The organism is Rhodopirellula maiorica SM1, from assembly GCF_000346295.1.
GTDB lineage: Bacteria > Planctomycetota > Planctomycetia > Pirellulales > Pirellulaceae > Novipirellula > Novipirellula maiorica.
Genome location: NZ_ANOG01000346.1, coordinates 1 through 8,741 on the forward strand (window position 1 = coordinate 1; position 8,741 = coordinate 8,741).

The following is an 8,741-nucleotide window of genomic DNA, read 5'->3' on the forward strand; positions in this document are numbered from 1 at the left end:
CGTCGGCAGCGTCGGACGCCCTGATTTGATGGGGGTCAAAAATACCGATTCGCTCGCCAAATCGCTCTACCAATCAGTCCAGAATGCCTTTACCCAACTGCCTGGCGAACTGACAATCTATCCCGCCCATGGTCCTGGGTCTCCGTGTGGTGCCGGAATCAAAGCGCCCGAAGGGGATCCCACGCTTGCTAAAGAGCGACAAGGCAATCCGTATTGGCGAATGAATGACGAGGCGATTTTCATCGAAGCGCTGCTAAGTGCCCAGCCGCCCGTGCCATATTACTGGCCGCGAATGAAGAAGATCAACTTAGCTGGTCCCGAAATTTTGGGAGAAACGCCACAGGTCCGGCGGCTGAAACCCAGTGCCTTCGATAAAGAGCTGCGGTCCAACGACATGCAACTACTGGACCTCCGGTTGATGCAAGCCTTTGCCGGCGGTCACATTCGCGGTGCGATGAACATTGGTTACAACGAGGTACTGTCAATGTGGGGAGGCTGGATGCTCGATCCGGATCGCCCGATCGCGATTGTCAAACCGGCGGAGGGGAATTTTGAGGATCCGTTGGATTGGCTATCGCGTGTTGGGTTGACCAATGTCAAAGTCGCGCTCGATGGCGACATGAAGGCGTGGGTCAACTCGGGACGTGAATTCGATTCGTTCCAAACGATGTCGGTGCATGACGTGAAGCGGCAGTTCCCAACCGACCAAATGACGCTGCTGGATGTGCGTCAGCCGTCCGAATGGGACATGGGGCATATGCCCGGAGCGAAGTACATCTTCTTGCCTGAAATCCCCAAGCGAATGAGTGAGCTGGACCAACGCAAGCCGGTCGTCGTGTACTGCGGCAACGGTTACCGAGCCAGTGTGGCTGTGAGCGTGCTGCGCGCGAATGGCTTCGATGCAAGGACCGTTCCCGGGTCTTGGGACGCATGGACCGCGGCCGGTTACAAAGCGATGAAACCCGCGAAGCCCGGCAAGGCGAGTGATACAACGCGAACAGCCTAAGGATCCTGCGTGGACTCTCGTGGCATGCGTCTGCGCGGCGTCTCCTCCTTCTTCTTCTCTCTTATTTGGAAGCTTTTATCATGAAGCCTATTGGCATTTTTATGGCTGCGATCGTCGGATGTTTGGCGACAACGTTGTCGGCGACTGCGGCGAACAGCATCCCCGCAAACGGAGCAGACCCGAACATTAAAAAGTTCTCGATCGCCTTTGTTAACGACATTCATGCGCAACTGGAACCGCACCCAGAGTTGTTTTGGCGAGACGACCATTCCGAGCGTGTGCACAACGCGGGCGGGCTGAGCCGAATCGCCACCGCATTCAAGCAGCTCGAAGCCCAACGTCCCCACGGGATGCTGAAAATTGATGGTGGAGACACCTTTCAGGGCAGCGGTCCCGGTGCCTGGACCCAAGGCGAAGTCATGGTGCGACCGCTGAATGCACTTGGATTGGACGTCGCAGTCCCCGGCAATTGGTCGGTGGCCTACGGAGCAAAACAACTGCAATCACTCAGCGAAAAAGTCAACTATCCGATGGTCGCTGCCAACATCGTTGACGAAAAGACGGGGCAGAGGTCCTTTCCGCCTTATCTGGTCAAGCAAGTCAATGGCGTGAAGATTGGTTTGCTTGGCTTTACCGATCCCGATGTTCCCACGCGACAACCGCCGCACATGAGTAAAGGGCTCCATTTCCAGGCCGCCAAGGTGCTGCAGCCGCTGATCGACGAGCTTCGCAACGAAGAAAAGGTCGATGTGGTGGTATTGATCACTCACATTGGTTTGCACAAAGCCGTTCCGCTGACACGTCAGCTTCGCGGTGTCGACATTTCGCTTTCGGCGGACACTCACGAACGCACTTACGAACCGATCGAAGTGGGTGATGTTTGGGTGGTCGAAGCCGGTGCATTCGGTTCGCTCGTTGGCGTGATGGACATCACGATGTCCGGCGACAAGATCGTCGATCGTCAATGGGAATTGATCGAGCTACGCGAAGATAAGTTTGTCGAAGACGAACACGTCAAAGGGATCGTCGACGAAGTGCTTGCCCCACATCGCGAGCGAATGAATCGTGAGATCGGCCATACCGATATCTGGCTTGAACGTTACAACGTCATGAGCACGTCGATGGACCGTTTGATTGCTGACGCGGTAAAAGAATCGGCCGGAACCGACATCGCGTTGAGCAACGGTTTTCGCTTCTCGCCGCCCACCGCTCCCGGCCCTATCACCGAGGCCGACTTATGGAATTGGTTGCCATTGAATTTGGAAATCAAAGTGGGCAAAGCCTATGGAAAACAGTTGATCGACTATTGGGAAAACGAATTTGAAAACGTTTTCTCTCACAATCCGTCTCGGCTTTATGGCGGTTGGTTGGCGAGACCTTCGACCAACATGGATGTGCAGTTTGATTCCACCGCCAAGGCCAACGAGCGATTGCGAAGTCTCGAGATCGACGGCAACCCGGTGGACCCCGATAAAACCTACAGCCTTGCTGCGGGAGCTCGTGACGGCCAACCCGCCGACCAGATTCACCGCGTCAAACGCTGCCGCGTTACCAAGCAAATCGGACTAACCACCCATGATGCAGTCCGCCAGTACCTGGCACAACGTGGCGACGTCACCGAGACCGGAAAGCCGCCGGTACGGTGTGTGGTCCGTTCTGATGTGTTGCGTTCGCAATATTTGGCATTCATCAAGGAACGTCAACAAGAACGCGAAGCGGAGATGCAGGATGCAAATTCCCCGGCTGATCCTAATACCAGTATTAATCCCTCCTCCGATTCCAATGAAAAGGAAACCAATGATGAATAAATTTTTTACGACCACGCTTGCGTCGCTTACGGTACTTGCCCTGAGTGTTACTTTGCCGGCATTCGCAGCGGCGCCGACGGACAGCATTTCGGCCCAATCGAAGTCCGATCCCGCAAATCGGCCTGTGATTGGGCTGCAGTATCAAGGCCCGATCAAGGCCGTCTATCAATGCACCCGGGACGAATGGAAAGAGGGGGTCAGTAAACCGCTGCTGTATCTAAAAAAGCTTCGCGGTTACTACGCGAAACAAGGTATCGATCCAGAGCAACTCGATCTGCGCGCTGTTTTCCATGGGGACGCGTCGGCTCATGTTTTGACGGACGAAGCTTGGAACCGAGTGAAGCACACCGATACAGGAAATCCTAATACAAAGCTGCTTGCAGAGCTGAAACAGATGGGAGTTCACGTCGAGTTTTGTGATTCGCGGCGTCAAAAGGAAGGGTGGGCGAAAGCGGATATCCATCCTGATGTGATGCTTGCCGAAGCGGCATTTGCTCGAGTGATCGATTTGCAGCACCAAGGTTACGCGTACATTCGTTTCTAAACGCGTGTCGCCGACGAAATACAACCAGCAAAACGAGGAACAGGTAATCCGATGAAAACACGACATCAACCGATGCGATCCGGACGCAGTTCGATCGTGGTCGCTGTGATCATGATGTTGGCCGTCATGGTCACCGCGATATGGATTTATCGCGGTGGCGACATTCCTCGTTCGATCCCCGACTCGGTGGCGACACTCGCCATCGAGTCGGCCAGTGGTGACGGAGGCTACGTGGCGAGGCGTGAACCGATTGACGGAAAACCCAAAGAAGACGTGAAAGTCGCAATGGCATCAGCGGAAGTGGCCCCAGAAACCGAAGCGGTGTGGGAGAGCGACTACGAGGAAGCGATTGCCAAGGCTCGGAAGTTGAAACGACCGGTACTGATCGACTTTGCCGCTTCGTGGTGTGTGCCTTGCCGAATGATGGACAAGCATGTCTGGCCTGACGCCGCGGTTCAGTAAGCGTTGCAGAACGACGTGGTGCCGCTGCGGGCGGACATGGACGCTGCCAATACCAATGTTTTAGTTGAGAGGTTTGCTGTTGAGTTTGTGCCGACCCTATTGCTGGTCGATACCGATGGCACCGTGCTGCAACGATCTGGTTTCGTCGATGCAAAAGGATTGCTCGAACTATTGTCGAAGTGACGTGGAATCGCTCGGCATCGTCGCTCGGCTCTCTGTGCCGATAGCGTGGCGGAGCGGTTGAGACGATTTCTGTTTTATCAGCGGATTCTCAACCGAGGATCGTTCGGTGCAAGACGGTACCCGCTTGGAAAGCTGGCCGACAAAGTCGCATTACTTAGCCGCGACGATGTAGCAGATCCAACTCGGGTCGCTTGACGCAGTCTCGCTTCGCTCCCAGTGAGAATCTTCGTCGTTGTCTTCGATTTCCCAGTAGACGTGGTTCTCGCTGAAACCGGCTTCGGCAAGCATCTCGCGAACTTCGGGGATCGTCCAAAAACGCCAGTGGTACTCGAATGCTCGTTTTAGTTTGCTGCCGTCTTTGAATTTAAAACTAATGTAGAAGCTTGCGTCCGCGTTGATCGGATTGAAGGAAGCTTGTTCCCACTCGTAGCGAAATCCTTTGCGTCCCTTTTTGATGGTGCGTTTATCGACGTGTTCTTCGGTGTAGCAATCACCGCCGCCCATCATGTCCAACACCATCACGCCTTCGCTCTTTAGATTTGCACGCGCGGCTTTGAAGTACTGGATCACCTCGGCACGCGTCTTAAAAATCCAGAACGAAAAGTTCTGAGCCGACAGAATATCGACTTGAGGACGATTTCGTTTGCGAACATCTTGTTCCAACAACTTCACACGGCTCTGTTGCCCCTCGCTGAGTTTGGCGAGGTTATGTTCGCGACCCCAATCGAGCGTTTCGCTACACAGGTCGACACCGACGGCCGTTCGTTCAGGGTCGGATTGCACCCAGTGACAACAGATCGAAAAGGTGCCACAGAAGTCTTCGCGTAGCGTGAGCGGTTTCTTTTGGTAAAAGTCGCGATAGGCTTGCTCAAAGAACTCGACTTCGTGCTCCGGTGTCTGTACCGATTTTTGGTAGCAGTCGAATTTGTCGGCCAATTCCGCTTGCGATGGCTTCGCTGCTTTTGACTTGGGCTTATCCGACTTTTTGTTCTTGGGTTTTCCCATCGATGATGCACTTGATTGGAGGCGTCGAGCAATTCAGTGCGTTCAGATTAATTCACAGCTTCCCGTCGCGAAACGGGAAGCTGCTAAGAATTCATAATCGATTGGGCATGGCCGCCGTGTCACCGACATCCACTCAGCAAGCTGTCTAGCTGACTTCCATTGAGGTGCCCATCGTCTGGCCCGGTGCTGGCAGCGAACTCGATCCTTCCAAGTAGATGTCAATCGCTCGCGCCGCACCACGACCTTCGTTGATCGCCCACACGACCAAGCTTTGACCGCGACGGCAATCACCCGCGGCAAAGACCCCGTCGATGCTGGTGGTAAACTCACCATGCGTCGCTTGGTAATTGCTGCGTGGATCGACTTCGATGCCCAGCGATTTGGCGATGTATTGCTCAGGGCCCAAGAAGCCCATTGCCAATAGAATCAGCTGTGCCGGCCATTCTTTCTCGCTACCTTCGACTTCGGCCATTTTCCAGCCGCCATCGTCTCCCTTGGTCCACTGGACCTGCACGGTTTTGATACCTCGCAGGTTACCCGCTTCGTCCTTGAGGAACTCTTTGCTCAGGATTTGGTATTCGCGAGGGTCGCGTCCGAACTTTGCGCTCGCTTCTTCGTGGCCATAATCGACGCGGAAAATTCGCGGCCATTCGGGCCACGGATTGTCCGGAGCACGATCTTCGGGCGGCTGCGGCAACAATTCAAAGTTCACTAGGCTTCGACAACCATGGCGGATGCTCGTGCCGATACAGTCGGTTCCGGTGTCACCACCGCCGATCACGATGACGTCTTTGCCTTCGGCGCTGATGAATGCGTCGCCAAGCGAATCGCCATGCACACTTTGCTGCGTGTTGGCCGTCAAAAATTCCATGGCAAAGTGAACTCCGTTGGCATCGCGGTTTGCGATCGGCAAATCACGAGGCTTGGTCGCTCCACACGCCAACAGTAACGCGTCAAAGTCGTTGGTCAATTCTTTTGCGTCGACATCTTCGCCAACGTTCACGCCGGTGACGAATTTGATGCCTTCGGCGGTCATCTTGTCGATTCGCCGCTGGATCACTTCCTTGGAAAGTTTCATGTTGGGAATGCCGTATTGCAGCAATCCACCGATGCGGTCGGCACGTTCGTAGACTGTGACTTCGTGACCCACCTTGTTCAATTGATCTGCGGCCGTCAAACCCGCAGGCCCGCTGCCGACCACGGCAACCTTTTTTCCGGTGCGAGAGGTTGGCGGTTCCGGATGGATCCAGCCTTCTTCCCAAGCGCGATCGACGATCGCGTTTTCGATGTTCTTGATCGTCACTGGCGGATTCGTGATCCCAAGCACGCACGAACCTTCGCACGGTGCCGGGCAGACGCGGCCAGTGAATTCGGGGAAATTGTTGGTGCGGTGAAGTCGTTCGATCGCTTCTTTCCAGCGATCGTTGTAGACCAAGTCGTTCCATTCGGGGATCAAATTGTCGATCGGGCAACCGCTGGTGGATTGGCAAAATGGCACGCCACAATCCATGCATCGGGCGCCTTGTTCACGCAGGTGCTCGACTCGTGGTTCGGTGTAGATTTCGTCGTAATCGTTGATCCGAACGACGGGCAGTCGCCAAGCGACTTTTTTGCGATCAAATTCTTTAAATCCGGTTGGCTTTCCCATAACTATTCTCAATCGGTTCGGTGGATGGTTGTTCGGTAATGGACGCCGCCGGTTTGCGATCGTCCTGTGCAGCAGAGTCGAGCGGCGATTGTGTTTGGCAAAGGCCGCTCGACGATGGGTTGGGGCTTACGATGCCGAAGCAGCGGTTTGAGCCTTCATTTCTTGCAAGACGCGTTTGTAGTCTCGCGGCATTACCTTGACGCACTGTGCGACAAACGTGCCCCAATCCTCGAGGGCTTGCTTGGCCATCGCACTGCCGGTGTGATCGTAATGCAATTGGATCAACTCCTTGACCTCGGCCTGTTCCTCGTCGCCTTCGATCGATTCGAGTTCGACAGTGGCGAGGTTGCAGTTCAAGTTGAAATCGCCCTTCTTGTCCCACACATAAGCGATTCCTCCGGACATCCCGGCTGCGAAATTACGCCCGGTCGTTCCCAGCACCACCACGCGGCCGCCAGTCATGTATTCACAACCATGGTCGCCGACACCTTCGACAACGGTTCGGGCACCGCTGTTGCGAACCGCAAAACGCTCGGCGGCACGTCCTCGTAAGAACGCCTCGCCTCCGGTCGCACCGTACAAACAGACGTTGCCGACAAGGATGTTGTCCTCGGCGACAAAGCTGCTTTGTTTCGGTGGGTAAACCACCACGCGACCCCCGGAAAGCCCCTTACCGACGTAATCGTTGGCGTCGCCATCGAGTTCGATCGTAATGCCGTGTGACAGAAACGCACCCAAGCTTTGCCCCGCCGAACCGGTCAACTTGATGTGGATCGTGCCATCGGGAAGTCCCGCTTGGCCGTATCGCTTGGCCACTTCGTTGCTGAGGATCGTGCCCACGGTGCGGTTGATGTTGATGATCGGCGATTCGATCGTCACCTTTGTTCCGTTTTCTAAGGCAGGCATCGCCGCTTCCAACAATACCGTCATGTCCAAGGATTTGTCCAACCCGTGGTCTTGAGCACGTGTGCAGCGAACATCGACGTCCGCATGCGGCTTGTTCGCTGGTTGCAAAATTGGCGTCAAATCGAGACCGTCCATCTTCCAGTGGCGAATCGCCTCTTCGGTCTTCAAACAATCGGTGCGTCCGATCATTTCGTCGATCGTGCGGAACCCGAGTTTCGCCATGATCCGGCGAGCTTCCTCAGCCACCATGAACAAGTAGTTGACAACATGCTCTGGCTTGCCCGTGAATTTGGCACGCAGTTCAGGGTCCTGTGTCGCGATACCCACCGGGCAAGTGTTCAAGTGACACTTACGCATCATGATGCATCCGAGCGTGATCAGCGGTGCGGTGGCGAAGCCGAACTCTTCGGCCCCCAGCAGTGCAGCGATGACAACGTCGCGGCCGGTTTTCAGTCCGCCGTCGGTTTGTAGCACCACGCGGCTTCGCAAATCATTCAGCACCAATACTTGATGCGTTTCGGCGATGCCCAGCTCCCACGGCAAACCCGCGTGCTTGATGCTGGTCAGCGGCGAAGCCCCCGTTCCGCCCGTGTCACCCGCGATCAGAATGTGATCCGCGTGGGCTTTGGCCACACCCGATGCAATCACACCCACACCGACTTCGCTAACCAGTTTGACGCTGATTCGAGCGGCGCGATTGGCGTTCTTCAGATCGTGGATCAGCTGAGCCAAATCCTCGATCGAATAGATGTCATGGTGAGGTGGCGGGCTGATCAAACCTACCCCCGGCGTGCTGTAACGGATCCGGGCGATGTTCTTGTCGACTTTTTTGCCGGGCAATTCACCGCCTTCGCCAGGTTTCGCACCTTGCGAAATCTTGATTTGCAACTCGTCGGCGTTGGTCAAATATTCAATCGTCACACCGAAACGACCCGATGCGATTTGTTTGATCGCGGATCGCTTCGAATCACCGTTTTCCAGCGGGTGAAAACGAGCCGGGTCTTCACCCCCTTCGCCGGTGTTGCTCTTTCCGCCTAGACGATTCATCGCAACCGCCAACGTCTCGTGCGACTCGGCACTGATGCTGCCAAAGCTCATTGCACCGGTGCAGAAGCGTTTGACGATCTCGCTCGCCGGCGTGAACTTCGTCCAGTGGGATCGCGGCGCCGAGCGACACCT

At 55.4% G+C, this 8,741-nt stretch carries 8 protein-coding genes; 5 read left to right on the forward strand and 3 right to left on the reverse strand.

What is annotated here, in order from left to right; genetic code table 11:
* The 5 genes from RMSM_RS11240 to RMSM_RS39760 form a co-directional block, all read left to right on the forward strand.
* On the forward strand, nt 1-1,006 hold a 1,006-nt coding region (locus RMSM_RS11240), incomplete at its 5' end, for a rhodanese-like domain-containing protein (RefSeq protein WP_052031589.1).
* An 80-nt stretch (nt 1,007-1,086) separates the two neighbouring features.
* The gene (locus RMSM_RS11245; RefSeq protein ID WP_008695547.1) at nt 1,087-2,814 is read left to right on the forward strand and encodes a bifunctional metallophosphatase/5'-nucleotidase; all 1,728 of its coding nucleotides are present in this window, start codon (nt 1,087-1,089) and stop codon (nt 2,812-2,814) included.
* Nucleotides 2,804-3,358, forward strand: coding sequence for a DsrE family protein (locus RMSM_RS36730; RefSeq protein WP_236622094.1), 555 nt, complete (start codon nt 2,804-2,806; stop codon nt 3,356-3,358). Before RMSM_RS11245 ends, RMSM_RS36730 begins: the two co-directional genes overlap by 11 nt.
* Before the next feature lie 51 nt (nt 3,359-3,409).
* The gene (locus RMSM_RS11255) at nt 3,410-3,820 is read left to right on the forward strand and encodes a thioredoxin family protein (RefSeq protein ID WP_008695550.1); all 411 of its coding nucleotides are present in this window, start codon (nt 3,410-3,412) and stop codon (nt 3,818-3,820) included.
* Between the two features lie 3 nt (nt 3,821-3,823).
* Nucleotides 3,824-4,003, forward strand: coding sequence for a hypothetical protein (locus tag RMSM_RS39760; protein ID WP_008695552.1), 180 nt, complete (start codon nt 3,824-3,826; stop codon nt 4,001-4,003).
* Between the two features lie 150 nt (nt 4,004-4,153).
* On the opposite strand, the gene RMSM_RS11260 is transcribed toward RMSM_RS39760, so the two are convergent.
* The 3 genes from RMSM_RS11260 to RMSM_RS11270 form a co-directional block, all read right to left on the reverse strand.
* Nucleotides 4,154-5,008: a class I SAM-dependent methyltransferase gene (locus tag RMSM_RS11260; protein ID WP_008695553.1), complete on the reverse strand. Its 855-nt coding sequence runs from the start codon at nt 5,006-5,008 to the stop codon at nt 4,154-4,156.
* Nucleotides 5,009-5,153: 145 nt separating this feature from the next.
* Nucleotides 5,154-6,656 carry a glutamate synthase subunit beta gene (locus tag RMSM_RS11265; RefSeq protein ID WP_008695558.1) on the reverse strand — a complete coding sequence of 501 codons (1,503 nt, stop codon included), beginning with the start codon at nt 6,654-6,656 and terminating at the stop codon, nt 5,154-5,156.
* 126 nt (nt 6,657-6,782) lie between these two features.
* On the reverse strand, nt 6,783-8,741 hold a 1,959-nt coding region (locus RMSM_RS11270), incomplete at its 5' end, for a glutamate synthase-related protein (RefSeq protein WP_085980606.1).

Bases quoted from the DNA above. Each gene is read 5' to 3' on its own strand.
- RMSM_RS11245 (WP_008695547.1), top strand. From the start codon at position 1,087: ATGAAGCCTATTGGCATTTTTATGGCTGCGATCGTCGGATGTTTGGCG.
- RMSM_RS36730 (WP_236622094.1), top strand. From the start codon at position 2,804: ATGATGAATAAATTTTTTACGACCACGCTTGCGTCGCTTACGGTACTT.
- RMSM_RS11255 (WP_008695550.1), top strand. From the start codon at position 3,410: ATGAAAACACGACATCAACCGATGCGATCCGGACGCAGTTCGATCGTG.
- RMSM_RS11260 (WP_008695553.1), bottom strand. From the start codon at position 5,008: ATGGGAAAACCCAAGAACAAAAAGTCGGATAAGCCCAAGTCAAAAGCA.
- RMSM_RS11265 (WP_008695558.1), bottom strand. From the start codon at position 6,656: ATGGGAAAGCCAACCGGATTTAAAGAATTTGATCGCAAAAAAGTCGCT.